This is a genomic window from Streptomyces acidiscabies (assembly GCF_020010905.1).
Classification (GTDB): domain Bacteria; phylum Actinomycetota; class Actinomycetes; order Streptomycetales; family Streptomycetaceae; genus Streptomyces; species Streptomyces acidiscabies.
Genome location: NZ_JAGJBY010000001.1, coordinates 4,749,534 through 4,763,433, shown reverse-complemented (window position 1 = coordinate 4,763,433; position 13,900 = coordinate 4,749,534). Strand labels below are relative to the sequence as shown.

At 72.9% G+C, this 13,900-nt stretch carries 11 protein-coding genes; 2 read left to right on the top strand and 9 right to left on the bottom strand.

Features of this window, described 5'->3' with window-relative positions:
* Nucleotides 1-49 precede the first annotated feature (49 nt).
* Complete coding sequence (locus tag J8M50_RS21875; RefSeq protein WP_010360866.1) at nt 50-859, top strand: alpha/beta fold hydrolase; 810 nt, start codon at nt 50-52, stop codon at nt 857-859.
* Here the strand turns inward: J8M50_RS21875 and J8M50_RS21870 are convergent.
* The 7 genes from J8M50_RS21870 to J8M50_RS21840 form a co-directional block, all read right to left on the bottom strand.
* Entirely contained in the window at nt 849-4,061 is a 3,213-nt protein-coding gene (locus tag J8M50_RS21870) for a DUF5682 family protein (protein ID WP_010360868.1), read from the bottom strand. The two genes, J8M50_RS21875 and J8M50_RS21870, sit on opposite strands and share 11 nt — an antisense overlap.
* Nucleotides 4,058-5,170, bottom strand: coding sequence for an ATP-binding protein (locus J8M50_RS21865; protein WP_010360871.1), 1,113 nt, complete (start codon nt 5,168-5,170; stop codon nt 4,058-4,060). Before J8M50_RS21865 ends, J8M50_RS21870 begins: the two co-directional genes overlap by 4 nt.
* Nucleotides 5,171-5,189: 19 nt before the next feature.
* Complete coding sequence (locus J8M50_RS21860; protein ID WP_010360872.1) at nt 5,190-6,569, bottom strand: vWA domain-containing protein; 1,380 nt, start codon at nt 6,567-6,569, stop codon at nt 5,190-5,192.
* On the bottom strand, nt 6,566-8,011 hold the full coding sequence (locus J8M50_RS21855; protein ID WP_263303540.1) for a hypothetical protein: 1,446 nt from the start codon (nt 8,009-8,011) through the stop codon (nt 6,566-6,568). Before J8M50_RS21855 ends, J8M50_RS21860 begins: the two co-directional genes overlap by 4 nt.
* Nucleotides 8,011-8,535, bottom strand: a complete 525-nt coding sequence (locus J8M50_RS21850) for a hypothetical protein (protein ID WP_010360876.1) — start codon at nt 8,533-8,535, stop codon at nt 8,011-8,013. The genes J8M50_RS21855 and J8M50_RS21850 overlap by 1 nt, the downstream gene beginning before the upstream one ends.
* Before the next feature lie 129 nt (nt 8,536-8,664).
* Nucleotides 8,665-9,003, bottom strand: coding sequence for a hypothetical protein (locus tag J8M50_RS21845; RefSeq protein ID WP_050987436.1), 339 nt, complete (start codon nt 9,001-9,003; stop codon nt 8,665-8,667).
* A gap of 46 nt (nt 9,004-9,049) precedes the next feature.
* Nucleotides 9,050-9,658, bottom strand: coding sequence for a flavin reductase family protein (locus tag J8M50_RS21840; RefSeq protein ID WP_010360879.1), 609 nt, complete (start codon nt 9,656-9,658; stop codon nt 9,050-9,052).
* A 312-nt stretch (nt 9,659-9,970) separates the two neighbouring features.
* Between J8M50_RS21840 and J8M50_RS21835 the strand changes: the two genes are divergently transcribed.
* The gene (locus J8M50_RS21835; RefSeq protein ID WP_223786238.1) at nt 9,971-12,790 is read left to right on the top strand and encodes a C40 family peptidase; all 2,820 of its coding nucleotides are present in this window, start codon (nt 9,971-9,973) and stop codon (nt 12,788-12,790) included.
* A 3-nt stretch (nt 12,791-12,793) separates the two neighbouring features.
* On the opposite strand, the gene J8M50_RS21830 is transcribed toward J8M50_RS21835, so the two are convergent.
* Nucleotides 12,794-12,970, bottom strand: a complete 177-nt coding sequence (locus tag J8M50_RS21830; protein ID WP_158002827.1) for a hypothetical protein — start codon at nt 12,968-12,970, stop codon at nt 12,794-12,796.
* A 209-nt stretch (nt 12,971-13,179) separates the two neighbouring features.
* Nucleotides 13,180-13,752, bottom strand: a complete 573-nt coding sequence (locus J8M50_RS21825; RefSeq protein WP_010357840.1) for a phosphatase PAP2 family protein — start codon at nt 13,750-13,752, stop codon at nt 13,180-13,182.
* Nucleotides 13,753-13,900: the final 148 nt, after the last annotated feature.

Sequence of the window (13,900 nt, the reverse complement as noted above, 5' to 3'; positions counted from 1 at the left end):
CGCGTTCAGTAACTGTACGTCGAGTGACGGCACTTCACTGGGGGAGTCGATGAATTCACCCGCCCGAGCAGGCACCCTCCCGGCCCCGGGAGCGACCCTCTACTACGAGGTACGCGGCACCGAAGGCCCACCGCTCCTCCTGCTCGCGGGCGGCAACTCGGACGCGGCGGTGTTCACGGACCTCGCGGACGAACTGGCAACGGACCACCGGGTCATCTCCTGCGACCCGCGCGGCAATTCACGCAGCGTCCTCACCGGCCCACCGGTGGACCAGCGGATCGAGGAGCACGGCGAGGACATCGCCCGGCTCCTCGACCACCTCGTACCGGAGGACGAACCGGCACGGATCTTCGGCAGCTGCTCGGGCTCGCTCGCGGCCCTGCACTTCGCCTCCCTGCACCCGCACCGCATCGCGGCCCTGATCGTCCACGAACCGCCCTCGGTACGGCTGTTGCCGGACGCGGACGACTTCCTCGCCCTGATCGACAGGACCCAAAAGACGCTCCACGAACAGGGCGAGGCCGCCGCGATGGAGACCCTGTCCGCCCTATTCGGCGGACGCCCGGCCCCCGACCTCCCGGAGGCGCACGACAACACGTACTTCTTCCTCGCCCACATGCTGCACCCCTCCTCCACCCACCTCCCCGACCTCACCGCGACCGCCCCGCTCACCGGCCGCCTGGCGATCGCGGGCGGCGAGGGCTCCCGCGACCAGACCATCCACCGCCCGGCCCTGGAACTCGCGGCGCAACTCGGCCTGGATCTCGTCGAGTTCCCGGGCGGCCACGTCGGATACGCCAGGTATCCCCGGGAGTTCGCGGACCGCCTGAGGTCGCTCATGACGGACCTCAGCGGCTGAGCAGCATCTCCAACTCCCGTGCGGTGTCGGGGTGTCGGCCCAGCAGTGCCGATCCCCGTACCTCCTCCGCCCGCCACGGATCGTCGCACCCCAGCAGCCCGGCCAGCGCGTCACAGGTCACCGGGTGCGCGGCGAGGAGCGTCGACGCCGCCGCCCGTGCCGACGGCACCGCCTGCTCCTCCCGCCACGGCGGCGTCCACGCGTCCAGCGCCGGCAGCCGCGCCGGGAAGATCCGGTCGGCCTCGCGGATGAGCAGCGGGGCGAGTTCGGCGCCGCTCGCGCGCAGGGTCGTCACCAGTGTCGGCAGCCACGGCAGCAGCACCGCGTCGGGGAGCCGCCCGAACGCGTTGGACACGGCCTCGACGACGAAGTCCGCGAGCTGCGGTACCGGTTCGAGGGCGTGCAGGAAGCCGCTGAGGTAGCGCGGGTAGGCGGGGACGACGAGCGGGCTGGAGAGCAACGTGTCGCAGCGGGCGGAGAGTTCGGCGCGCGGGAGGGTGCCGAGGTGGGTCTGGGCCGCCCACAGCAGGGCCGTCTTCGCGGTGTCCTCGGGGTGCGACTGCCCGACGGCGAGTTCGAGTTGCGTACGGTCGCAGCCGAGGGACAGCGCGAGGCTCTCCATGCTGAACAGGAAGCCCAGCATCGCGGCGACCTGCCGTACGGTCGCGTCCTCGTCGGTGAACGCGGTCGGCAGCAGCGTGCAGTAGTGCGCGTAACCGGTCTTGACGAACGACTCGATCCACCCGGGCAGCGTCGGTTCGCTGGTCCGGTAGTACGCGAGCAGGCGGCGTACCCGGCGCAGCACCTCCGGCGCGCCGTCGACCCCGCGCTCCCGGGAGAGCACCTCCAGCGCGTGGGTGCCGAGTTCGTCGGCGAGGCGGCGGCTGCGCAGGTAGAGCGTGGCGTCCTCGACGGCTTCGAGGACGGTCGCGGCGGTGGCCTGCGGGGCGTACGCGGTGCGGCGCAGCCGCTGTTCCAGGACCTGTTCGACGCTGACGCCCTCGTACCCCAGCTCGATCAGCTCACGCTGGTGCGTGCCGAGCGCGAGGTCCCAGGACTCCTGGATCGACCGCTCGCCGAGCGCGCGCTCCCCCATGATCGGCCGCGCGGCACCCTGCGGGAGCAGCTTGCGCAGGATCCACAGCACGTCGGAGCAGGCGGCCAGTTCAGGCTGTCCGGCGATGTCCAACAGGGCGCGCTGTACGCCGCGTTGCTGGAGTTTCAGGTTGAGCGGTACGAGCCTGTCGTGGACGTCGCGCGCGAGCGGCGGCAGCGCGTTGTACCCGACCTGCCCGATCCGGTCGCCGCCCATCATGATCTCGACGAGCCTGCCGACGTCCCGCCGCCCCGGCACCGAGTCCTTCTCGATGCAGGTGACGGCCGCGTCCTGGAAGTCGTACGGCGTCGGCTTGGCGCGGTCGCGCATCCCCGCGAGGAGGATCGACGTCTCGAACACGGCGATGGCGTCGGCGGTCGAGGCGAGGTACCCGTTGCGCCGGGCTGCGTGGACGATGTCGACGGACCAGCCGAGGAGTTCGGCTTCGTCGAGCGAGTCGAGGACCGGGGGGCGCTGGAGGAAGCCGGTGAGACGGTCGGGGGCGGTGGCGGCCGAGGCGGCGGGTGCGGGAGCGGAGCCGGGCAGCGGGGCGGGGAGCTGTACGCCCGTGGCTCCCGGCGTGGGCCCCAGGGCGCCGGGCGGCGCCGGGGCGGGGGTGGCGGGCGCCGAGGTGGCAGACACTGGTGGCGAGGCGGCGCCGGCGGGCGCACTCGGCGCCACGACCACCGCCGCCTGCGCCGAGCCGACTGCCTCGGCCAGAGCCACAGGCTGTCCTGCGGACGCGCTCGCCGTGGCCACGTCGGCGGGCGCCGAGCCGTCGGCCCCTGGCAGCACCTGGCCCGGCAGGGCCGTCGCCGCCTCGGGCACCAGGTCCTCCCGCCTCACGCCCGGCGCCGAAGCGGAGCCGGCCGGTACCGGTCCGGTCGCCTCGGGGGCCGTCGGCAGGGTGACACCGCCCGCGACCGCGGCCGTTCCCGGGGCGCCCGCCGTCACCGCCGCAGCCGCAGGTCCCGTCGCCGTCACAGCCGTCCCGGAAGGGCTCGTCGCCCCGGTCTTCTTGCCCCGGCCCTTCCCCGTCCCCGCCTGCCCCTCCAGCCGGTACGGCTTCACGCGGCTGCGTTTGAGGTTCTTCGTCCACTCCGTCGCCGCGATGGACACCGACCCGGACGCGAGCCCGAACTGTGCCTCGATCGCCGTGTTGCTGGACGGGATCAGGCCGTGCCGCCACCGCGTGCCGCTGGGCGGCGTGATGGTGAACGTGTCGCTGCCGGCGATCCCGAACTCGGCGACGCGGCTGGCCGCGTGGAACGCCCCGCACACGTACAGGCAGTCGGCGGGGTCGGCGCCGCTCGCCGCGAGGTGTTCGCGCATCCGCGTCCACATGTACCGCTCGCGGTCCTCGTCGATCTCGACGCGCCGCGTGTCGCCGGGGGCGAGGCGGCGGAAGAGGCTGCCGATGAGGAGCATGACCTGACGGTAGGTGTCGTGGTCGCCGTCGCCGAGGGGCACTTCGACGTACTGGTGCCACCACTCGGACCAGTGCCGTACCCGCCCGTGCCGCAGCAGGTGTTCCTCCAACTCGCCGAACCGGGGCCGCAGATCGCCGATCTCGACGCCGACGGCGTCACCGTGCAGGGCGGACTCCTCGTCGCCCGGCGCGGGTTCGGCGCCGCGCGGGGTCTCCCACTGGAAGACGTGGTCGGAGGAGCGGTCGACGAGGACGAGTTCGACGCCGGGTGTGTCGAGCGCGTAGGCGATGGCCTGGTACTCGGCGGACGCCTCGGTGATCGGGGCGACGACGGACAGGGGCGCCCAGTCGACGGGGAAGCCCTCGACCTCGCCGGCGAAGGCCTGGACGGCGACGGGGAGGCGGCAGTTGCGCAGCTCGGTGAGGAGCGGCGCCATGTCCTCGCACAACTCCAGGTAGATCACCCGGGGTTGCTTCTCGCGCAGGCGGCGGGCCATGGCGAGCGCGGAGGCCGGGGAGTGGTGGCAGACGGGGAAGATCTCCAGGGGTTCGCGTATCGCGCGGTCGACGTCGTCGACGATGCCCCGCAGGATGCCTTCGAGGGCGTCGGGGCCGTCCGCGAACGTCTGGGCGGCGTCGTCGAGTTGGGCGCGCAGCGCGCCGAAGGGCCCGCTCATGACAGCGTCGCGATCGCCGCACGGCCGCCTTCGAGGAACTCCGGCCAACAGCCGCCCTCTTCCTTGCCGCGCGGCTCGACGACACCGTGCAGGTACTTGTTGAGGATCGCGAGGTCCTCGGGCGCGCGCCGGGCGAGGGAGCCGACGAGGGACGAGGCCAACGTGTGGGCGGTGAGGGCCTGTTGGCCGAAGAAGTTGCTGTGCAGGATCGCGTCCTCCAGGACGCCGATCTGCTCGGCGGTGGACAGCGCGGACTCCAGCTTCTCGTCGTCGCTGCCTGCGGCGGCCGAGGAGGCGCGCAGGTCGGCGAAGCTCTGGAGCAGGACGTCCAACAGGGTGGGCGGGACGTCGAGTTCGATCTGATGGCGCCGGAGGAGTTCCTCCGTACGGAAGCGGACGATCTCCGCCTCGCTCTTCTTGTTCGTGACGACCGGGATGCGCACGAAGTTGAAGCGCCGCTTCAGCGCGGAGGAGAGGTCGTTGACGCCCCGGTCGCGGCTGTTGGCGGTGGCGATGACCGAGAAACCGGGTTTCGCGAACACGATGTTGTCGCTGTCGAGTTCGGGGACGGAGATGTACTTCTCGGAGAGGATCGAGATCAGCGCGTCCTGGACGTCGCTCGTGGAGCGGGTCAGCTCCTCGACGCGCCCGATCGCGCCGGCCTCCATCGCGGTCATGATCGGCGAGGGGATCATCGACTCGCGGGACTGGCCCTTGGCGATGACCTGGGAGACGTTCCACGAGTACTTGATGTGGTCCTCGGTGGTCCCGGCGGTGCCCTGGACGACGAGGGTGGAGTTGCGGCAGATCGCGGCGGCGAGGAGTTCGGCGAGCCAGCTCTTGCCGGTGCCGGGGTCGCCGATGAGCAGGAGCCCGCGGTCGGAGGCGAGGGTGACGATCGCGCGCTCGACGATGGCGCGGTCGCCGAACCACTTCTGGGAGATCTCGCGGTCCAGTCCGTCGGCCCGCTCGGAGCCGAGGACGAACAGGCGGATCATCTTGGGCGACAGGCGCCAGGTGAACGGCTTGGTGCCGTCGTCGGCCGACTCCAGCCAGTCCAGTTCCTCGGCGTACTTGAGCTCGGCGGGGGCGCGCAGCAGGTCGGACATGTGAGGCCTTTCTGGCTGGTCAGGTGAGGAAGTTCTTGAGCTCGTGGACGAGCTTCGTGATGTGGCCGGAGAGCACCGGCGTGCCCTGGTCCTTGAACTTGTCGCGGAACCAGGGGTTGACGCTGCCGCGCCCGGAGCTGGTCACCGAGCCGACGGGGATGAACTTGACGCCGGAGCGGTGCAGGGCGGCCATGCTCGCGAAGAGGGGTTCCTGGCGCCATTCGTAGAAGTCGGAGATCCACACGACGACCGTGTTGCGGGGTTCGGCGATCTTCGGCTGGGCGAGCGCCATCGCGACCGTGCCGTCGGTGCCGCCGCCGAGCTTCGTGCGCAGCAGCGTCTCGAACGGGTCGTGCACCCACGGGGTGAGGTCGAGGGCCTGCGTGTCGTACGCGACGAGGTGGACGTCGACCTTCGGCAGCCCGGCGAAGATCGAGGCGAGGATGGTGCAGTTGACCATCGAGTCGACCATGGAGCCCGACTGGTCCACGACGACGATGAGGCGCTGCGGCGTCGTCTTGCGGGCCGTCTGCCGGTAGTAGAGGCGGTCGACGTAGAGCCGCTCCTCCTCGGGGCTGTAGTTGGTGAGGTTCTTCCAGATCGTGCGGTCGAGGTCGAGGTTGCGGAAGACGCGCTTGGGCGGGACCGAGCGGTCGATCGCGCCGACGGTCGCCTTCTCGACCTGCGTGCGCAGCACTTCGGCGACCTCGTCGACGAACCGCCGGATCAGCGCCTTCGCGTTGGCGAGGGCGACGCCGTCGAGGTTGTTCTTGTCCCGCAGGAGCTGCTCGATCAGCGACATGCTGGGGGTGAGCTGCGAGGCGAGCTTCGGGTCGGCGAGGACTTCGCGCAGGTGCATACGGCTGACCAGGTCGGCCTCCAGCGCGCCGAGTTCGGGGCCGATGGGCGGGACGAGCCGGCTCAGGTCGGGGTCGGGGCCGCCGAACCCCGTACCGGTCGGGCTGACGCCTCGGCGTCCCCCGCGCAGGTCGCCGGGGTTGCAGCCGAAGGCGCGCTCCAGCCATCCGGCGTCCGCCTGCCAGCGCGCCAGCTGCCCGGCGTCGACGGCTCCGGAGCCGGTCGCGAACACGTTCAGCAGGATCTTCGACACCAGCGCCGCGCGCCGTACCTCGGCCGCCCGGTCGCGCTCGCCGTCGGGCTCGTCGGCGAGCATCAGGCCGTCGAACTCCTCGGCCAGCGCGGGGTGCCGCTGCACGACCGAGTCGACCGAGGCGCGCGGGTCCAGGAGCGCGGGCGGCAGTCCGATGTCCTCGACGACGGCGAGGCTCGCGGACTCCAGCGCGGGTCGCTCCTCGGGGTCGAAGAGCCTCGCGAGCAGCCGCCAGTACAGGACCTGCCGCCGGTTGTCGTACGCCTCTTCGGCGATCTCCGCGCTCATTTCCTCAGCAGCCTTCCCGCGCGCTCGCGCAGCACGGCCACGGCGTCGGTCGCCGCCTTCTCCGCCTTCACGCCCGCCTTGTCGGTGGTCCCCCCGGCCCACGCGCCCGCGTGCAGCGCGACGGGCTTCTTCCGTACGAGGGTCTCGACGGCCAGCGGCTGCACGGCGAACCGTCCGCCGTCCCACCGCAGCAGCCCGATGCAGGCGCCCGACGCGGCCACGGCGCCCGGGGTCAGCGGGCCCGCGACGGGGATGCGGTCGGCGTCGACGGCGAGCGGCTGTCCGGCGAGGACGAACACGTCCTGTCGGACGGTGTAGCCCTCCAGGAGGACGGGTACGGCGAGCTGCGCCGGGTGCCGGTCGAGGGGTGCCGTCGGGGCGGTCAGCGCCGTGGGCAGGGCGACCCGCGCGGTGGTGAACGCGTCCGCCGGCTCCCCCACGCGCGCGTGGGCGTCGTCCCAGAGGAGGTCGCCCTCGCCGGTGACCGGCATCCCGTCCAGCTCCATCGCCCGGCCCTCGCCGAGCGCCGCCAGCAGCGCCATGTGCGGTCGCAGCAACTGCCACACGCCCGCGCCGACGACCGTGTCGGGCTTCGGCGCGGAGACGCTCGCGCGGACCAGTCGGGGCGCTCCGCCGTCGGCCGGTTCGAACACCGCGTGCACCTGCGCCTGTACGGCGGTGGCGTGCTCGTGGAGGTCGACGCCGAGCGGCAGCAGGCGCCCGGTGGCCGTGCCGGGCGGCGTGACCTGCGCGTCGGCGCCGGGGACGCTGAGGAGCATCCCGCGCGCCCACAGGTCGCCCCAGCGCCGCGCCGGGACCCTCTCCAGCGCCGTACCCGGGCAGGAGGCGGCGAGTTCGGCGGTGAACCCGTCGAGGAGGGCGGCGAGCCGACGCACGGCCGGTTCCGCGAGGAGCGCGGAGACGACCGGGGCGGCACCGGCGATCAGCTCGTGGTCGATGCCCTGCCAGCCGGCGCGGGCGAGGTCGGTGAGCCAAGCACGGGCGGCGGCGCGGAGGTTGGCGGTGTCGGGTGCCGGCTCGTGCGCGGGGGTCGGCTCGTCGCCGGTGTGCCCGCGCGCGGGACCCGCCTCGCCGTCAACGGCCGTCCGCCCCGCGCCGGTTGCGTCGGTCGGCCGTCCCACCGCCTCGGCGATCCGTCCCGCCAGCGCGTCATGTGCCGCCCCCAGCAGGGCCGTCCGGGCTGCCGCGAGGGCGAGGAAGTGGTCCTCGGCTGCGGTGCCCGCGGCGGCCTTCTCGGTGGCTTCGGCGACGCGGGTGGCGAGGGGACTGGCAGCGAGCGCGTCCGCGAGGACGGTCAGGTCGGCGGCCTGGGCGGGGCGGGGCCGCAGGAGGCCCGCCGTGAGGGCGCGGTCGAGGGCGTCGACGGCGGCCAGGGCCTCGTCCAGGCCCTCGACCGGTTCGGCCAGGGTGTCGGCTCGCATCAGGCGGCCTCCGCCCGGGTCGGCGGGAACCACTGCATCTCCGGCAACGGGGCGGTGGTCGGGGCGAGTTCGAGGTAGGCGAGGTGGCGCAGGAAGCGGCTGAACACGGCTGCGGCGGCCTTGGCCGGGTCCGGCGCGGGGTTCGTGCCAGTCATGACGGCCGTCAGCGCGCCCGCGTCGGCGGCGCCGTCGGCGTCCACGCGCAGGTAGCGGGCGACGCGCCCGGCGCCGTACTGGAGCACCGCTTCAGTCACCAGCGCGCGGATGTGGTTGCAGAACGAGCCCCGCGCGCCGCCGCAGGGGCGGTTGTTGTTGGTGCTGCACCCGTACGCGTACGTCCCCGCCGCGATCGACGAGACGTAGACCCGGCCGATGTCCGAGCCGCTGGAGACGACGCCCTGGAGGCGGCCGTCGGCCAGTTCGACGAAGGGGACCTTGGCCAGCTTCCGGGGCCGGGCGGGTGCGAGTACCCGGGCGGTGCTCGACCGCTCCCATACCGGGACGTTCTCCGAATCCGACGACACATCAGCTCCTTCGCAGCACAAGGGATGTCTTCCGCCAGATCGGCGTGACATCGATCAAGCTATCGGCCGCCACTGACAACGCCCCCCGGATCGGGGGGCGTCGCAGGTCAGGAGCTTGTGCGGGGGGGGTCAGCCTCGGGTTCGCGTACGGGTCGTCCAGAGGCCCACTGCGAGGAGCCCCGCCACGGCCACCGCAGCCGTCGTACGGCGCTGCGAGCGCCACGCGAGGACCTCGCCCGTGGAGTTCGCGGACAGGGCCGAGCCGACGCTCAGCCAGGAGCCTGCGGACAGGACGGACGCGGAGGAGCCGATGGAGCCGACCGAGAGGAAACTCCCGACGGATCCGATGGACAGCGCGCTGCCCACGGACCCGATCGAGAGGAACGAGTTCACCGAGCCGATCGACAGGGCCGAGTTCTTCGACCGGAACGAGTGCCAGGAGCCGTCTGCGGGGTCACGGGTCGTCATGAGGTGATCCTGTCAGAGGAGTCGGCTCCCGGAGAGCGGCTCGGAGTCAGCTCTTCGGCCAGTCCCGGTAGGCGATGCGGGACAGGTCGCGGATCTCGCCCAGCAGGCCCCATTCGTCGCGGCCGAGTCGGGCCAGGGGGCGGAGTCGGCGGATGTCCGGGTGGCCGTCGACCAGCACCGATTCGTCGACGGCAGCGTGGACGACCTCGCCCAGGACGAGGGTGGAGTTGCCGATGCCGAGGGTCGTGTGGAGGCGGCACTCCAGGGCGACCGGGGAGGCCGCGACACGGGGTGGTTTGACCTTGAGGGACGGCTCCTGCTCGATGCCGACCGCGTCGAACTCGCCCTCCCCGGACGGGAAGTCGGTCGCGGTGCCGTTGATCTGCTCGAAGAGCGGTTCCGGGGCGAGGTTCACGACGAACTCGCGGATCGCCTCGACGTTGCGGAGGGTGTCCTTGCGGCCCACCGAGGTGAACTGGACGACCGGCGGGTCGGTGGAGGCGACGCTGAAGAACGAGTGCGGGGCCAGGTTGGCCGTAGTACCGTCCGCCGTCAGGGTCGAGACCCAGGCGATCGGCCGGGGGACGACGACGGCGGTGAGCAGCCGGTAGAAGGCCGCGGTGCCCAGGGAGCCGGGCGAGTAGTCGACACGCATGACAGCCAGTTGTATCCCGCAAGCATCGGGAAGCACGCATCCTGTTCCCCAAGAGTCGGCAACTCACTCCCCACTTGAGGGCGTTACCGCCGGTCACCCGCCCGAAAGAGACGAAGGTCACGACTCCGTATCGGACATTTAACGCTTCAATCTTCACGCCAGTCACACAAGTTGGTTAAGTTGACCGCCGGGCCGCACGACCGACTCCGGCGAAACCGCCGGGCCGCGCGGCCTCCGTCGAATCCGGGGTGACCCGGCGAGGCGGGGCCGGCCGTCTGGCGGCAGGCTGTGCACGGAAGGAGTACGTCCTCCATGGCGACGGACCGAGGCCAGGGCCCCGCGGGTGCAGGACTTCCCGGACAACGCTCCGACTCCGCCCGCCTCCAGGACGGGCCCGCGCCCAGCAAGTCCGAGATCCAACAGGTCGTCACCTCGCTCTACAACCGCGCCGAGACCGACAGCGGCACGTTCAACGCGACCCGCGCTATGTCGCTGCGCAGCGGTCGCAGCGGCGGTTCGGGAGCGCCTCGCGGGGGCGCGCGCAGGGCCTCGGCCCCCGAGACGGACGCGGTCGCCCGGCAGCTCTTCGACGTCGCCCGCAACTCGATCGGCCCGACCGTCCCCGCCGTCCTCCCGCGCGACCGCGCGAACGGCCGTCCAGGGCGCCCCGGGAAGCCGGACGGCATGCCGACCATCCAGGATCTCGAAGCGGTCCTGGAGCGCAAGCAGGAGCTCGCTGCGGGCCGTTCGGCGCCCGCGCTGCCGCCGGGCCAGTCCACGCAGGGCGCCCCCGCGCTCCCCCCGGCCGCCACGGCGGCGCTCCCGCCGTCGCCCCTCGCCGCCCTGCCCCCGGCCCCCGCGACCGCCCAGATGCCCGGCTTCACGGCCACCGGACCGATCCCGGTCGTCCCGTCCTCCATGGCCCAGACGGCGGTCCTGCCGCCCGTGCGGATGTCTCCCGACCCGACGGCCACGGGCCAGTTCCCGACGGTCTCCCCGGCCATGGTCCAGACAGCCGTCATGTCGCCCGATCCGACGGCGACCGGGCAGATCCCCATGGTCCCCTCGGCCATGGCGCAGACGGCCGTGATGGCGCCCCTCGCCGCGCAGATGTCCCCGGACCCCACGGCCACCGGGCAGATACCGGTCATGCCGTCACCCGCCGCGCAGATGCCGGCCTCGCCGACGGCCACCGGGCCGATTCCCGTCGTGCAGGCGCCCGACTCCCGTCCCCCGGCGCAGAGTTGGGACTCCGGCTCGCTGCCGATGTACAACCCCGCCGATCCGACACGTGACACCGGCGCCCTCCCTTCCGTCCCGTCGTGGGAGACCGGCACGTTCCCCGCGTACGCCTCTCCGGCCGCTCAGCCCGGTGGCGCGTTCCCGGCCACGGCCGCCGCGCAGTCCGCGCCCGCAGCCGCCGCCGGGAACACCGGCTCCCTCCCGATGTACAACCCCGCGGAGGCCACCCGGGACACGGGCGCGTTCCCGTCGGTTCCGACGTGGGAGACGGGCGCCTTCGCCGCGTACGACCCTTCCGGTACGTCGACCTGGCAGACCCAGCAGGCCCAGGCCGCCGCCGAACCCGCCCTGACCTCGACGGTCATGTCACCGTCGGCACCGGCCGCCGAACCGGCGTACGCGTCAAGCGTGATGGCCCCTTCGGCGCCCGAACCGGCCCTGACGTCAACGCCGATGAGCCCGCCGGCCGCCGAACCCGCGTTCACGTCAACGGTGATGACGCCGACCGCCGCGCCCGCTGAACCGGCGTACGCATCGGCCGCCATGCCCCCGGCCGAGTCGGGCTTCACGTCGACGGTCATGTCCCCGTCGGCTCCGGCGCCCGCGTTCATGTCGCCGTCCACACCCGAACCGGGCTTCGCCTCAACGGTGATGGCTCCTTCGGCGCCCGAACCGGCGTACGCGTCAAGCGTGATGGCACCCCCGGCCGCGTCAGCAGCGCCCGCCGCGCCCGCCTTCACGTCGACCGTCATGGCCCCGTCGGCCACCCCGGCTCCCGCCGAACCGGCGTACACCGCAACCCTGATGGCCCCGCCGACCGCTGCGGCGACCCCCGCGTACGCCGCGCCCATGCCGTCCCCCGCGCCCGAACCCGGCTTCACCGCAACGCTGATGTCGCCCCCGGTGGCCCAGCAGATGGCAACCGCCGCGCCTGCCATGCCTGTTGACCCCGGGTTCACCGCAACGCTCATGGCACCGCAGACGGCACAGGCAGCGATGCCCCAGGCGCCTGCCGACCCGGCGTTCACGGCGACCCTGATGGCACCGCCCTCCACGGGGGCGCCTGCTGCGCCGATGATGCAGCAGATGCCTGCGCAGGCCATGGCGGCACAGGGCATGCCCGCGCCTGCACAGCCGATGCCTGCCCAGTCCGTCCCCATGCAGCCCGCGCAGCCGATGCCCCCGCAGGCCGTAGCCCCCATGCCCATGCAGGCATCCCCCGGCGCGCCGATGGCAGGCCAGCAGATGGCGAACGCCGATCTCGGATTCACCGCTGCCGCCATGGCTCCGCAGACGATGGCAGCACCCAGCCAGCCTTTCGCCGCACCGGCCGCCCCCATAGCACCGCAGACCATGGCCGCACCGGCCATGCAGGCACCGGCCCCGCCCATGGCACCCGCGCTCGCGCAGACCCCCACCGCCCCCACCTCCGCATACGCCGCCCCCGCCCCCGCCACACCCACCGCCCCCCTGCCACAGCCCACCGCCGCCCCGCTCCCCCCACAGGCCCCGGCCGCCGCGGCCTCCCCCACCGCCAAGGCCGAGAAAGCCGTCGCCTTCGCGCGTGCGCAGATCGGCAAGCCCTGTGTGTGGGGCGCGAAGGGGCCGGGGTCGTACGACAACGCGGGGCTCACGCAGGCCACATGGACGGCGGCGGGGGTCCCGTTGCCGAGGACGGCGGCCGAACAGGCGCAGGCCGGTACGGCGGTGGACGTCACCACGCTGCAACCCGGCGACCTGGTCTTCTTCTTCGACGGCCTGAGCCACACGGGTGTTTACACGGGTAACGGCATGATGATCCACGCACCGGGGCCCGGCGCCTTCATCCGCGAGGAGTCGATCGCGCACGCGGGCGAGTCGGCGCTGCGGTGGGCGATCCGTCCCGCGTGAGGCTCACGCGGTCTCGGAGAGCCGTTTCCTCACGAGTCTGACCTGCTCCTGGCTCAACCGACGCAGCTCCCAGAGGAGTTCCGCCGCGTCGGTCAGGTCGGGGTGGTGGGAAGGTTCCTCGGCAGGGAGTTCGGCGTCGACGAGTACGGCGAGCCGGCCCGCGGGGATGCCCAGCGGCACTCCAAGACCGAGGGCGTACCCGCCGAACTCCTTCAGAGGGCCGCAGCACAGGAACCGGCCCCCGCGTCCAAGGGGTTCAACTCCTCGGGTACATCAAGACCCGCGAGGACGAACACATCGGGCACCCGCACCCTCACGCCCGTACAGGAGTTCCCGCGCCGGCACGGCAACCCCCAACCGTGCCACCCGCGCGCGGAACCCCTCCCAGGTCACTTCTGCCGCGCCCCCGCAACCGCCAGCACAGTCGCCGCAGCCCCCGTCCCCAGGACGGCCCCGGCGATGACGTCCCCCGGATAGTGCACCCCCGTGTGCACGCGCGAGTACCCGACGGCACAGGCCAGCAGCCCCAGCGGGACGGTCGTCACCGGCAGCGCGGTGCTCACGGCTGCGGCGAAGGCGACGGCCGACGCCGTGTGCCCGGACGGGAAGGACGCCGAGTCCGGCATGGGCACGTGCCGTCCGGGGAACGGCGAGTCCTCCGCGCGGTGCGGGCGGGGCCGTCGTACGAGCTTCTTGCCCGCGAGGTTGGCCGTGGCCGAGGCGAGCCCGACGGCCGCGACCCCGAGCAGCGCGGCCCGGCGCGTCTTGCCCGGCCGCAGGGCCAGCAGGGCCGCTGCCGCGAACGAGATCTTCGAGTGGTTGGCGGCCGTGGACAGCCGGCGCAACGCGGTGTCCAGCGTGGGCGTCTTGGTGACGGTCACCGCCTCGTACAGGGCTTGGTCGAGGGCTGCGAGATCGCGCACCAGGCTGATGGCGTCGAGACGGCTGCGGGGGTCGGGCATGGTCGTTTCTCCGGACGGCGGTTTCGGGGCCGGGACGCAACGCGCGGGCGCACGCCGGGGCCAGGACAGGGAGGAAGGTTCCGGGAGGCGGGAGGAACAGCGCGCGCGGGAGACAGCGTTCCCAGCGCGCACGCGCTACAGGCCGAGC

Coding starts and splice junctions, on each gene's coding strand:
- J8M50_RS21875 (WP_010360866.1), top strand. CDS start 50: ATGAATTCACCCGCCCGAGCAGGCACCCTCCCGGCCCCGGGAGCGACC.
- J8M50_RS21870 (WP_010360868.1), bottom strand. CDS start 4,061: ATGAGCGGGCCCTTCGGCGCGCTGCGCGCCCAACTCGACGACGCCGCC.
- J8M50_RS21865 (WP_010360871.1), bottom strand. CDS start 5,170: ATGTCCGACCTGCTGCGCGCCCCCGCCGAGCTCAAGTACGCCGAGGAA.
- J8M50_RS21860 (WP_010360872.1), bottom strand. CDS start 6,569: ATGAGCGCGGAGATCGCCGAAGAGGCGTACGACAACCGGCGGCAGGTC.
- J8M50_RS21855 (WP_263303540.1), bottom strand. CDS start 8,011: ATGCGAGCCGACACCCTGGCCGAACCGGTCGAGGGCCTGGACGAGGCC.
- J8M50_RS21845 (WP_050987436.1), bottom strand. CDS start 9,003: ATGACGACCCGTGACCCCGCAGACGGCTCCTGGCACTCGTTCCGGTCG.
- J8M50_RS21840 (WP_010360879.1), bottom strand. CDS start 9,658: ATGCGTGTCGACTACTCGCCCGGCTCCCTGGGCACCGCGGCCTTCTAC.
- J8M50_RS21835 (WP_223786238.1), top strand. CDS start 9,971: ATGGCGACGGACCGAGGCCAGGGCCCCGCGGGTGCAGGACTTCCCGGA.
- J8M50_RS21825 (WP_010357840.1), bottom strand. CDS start 13,752: ATGCCCGACCCCCGCAGCCGTCTCGACGCCATCAGCCTGGTGCGCGAT.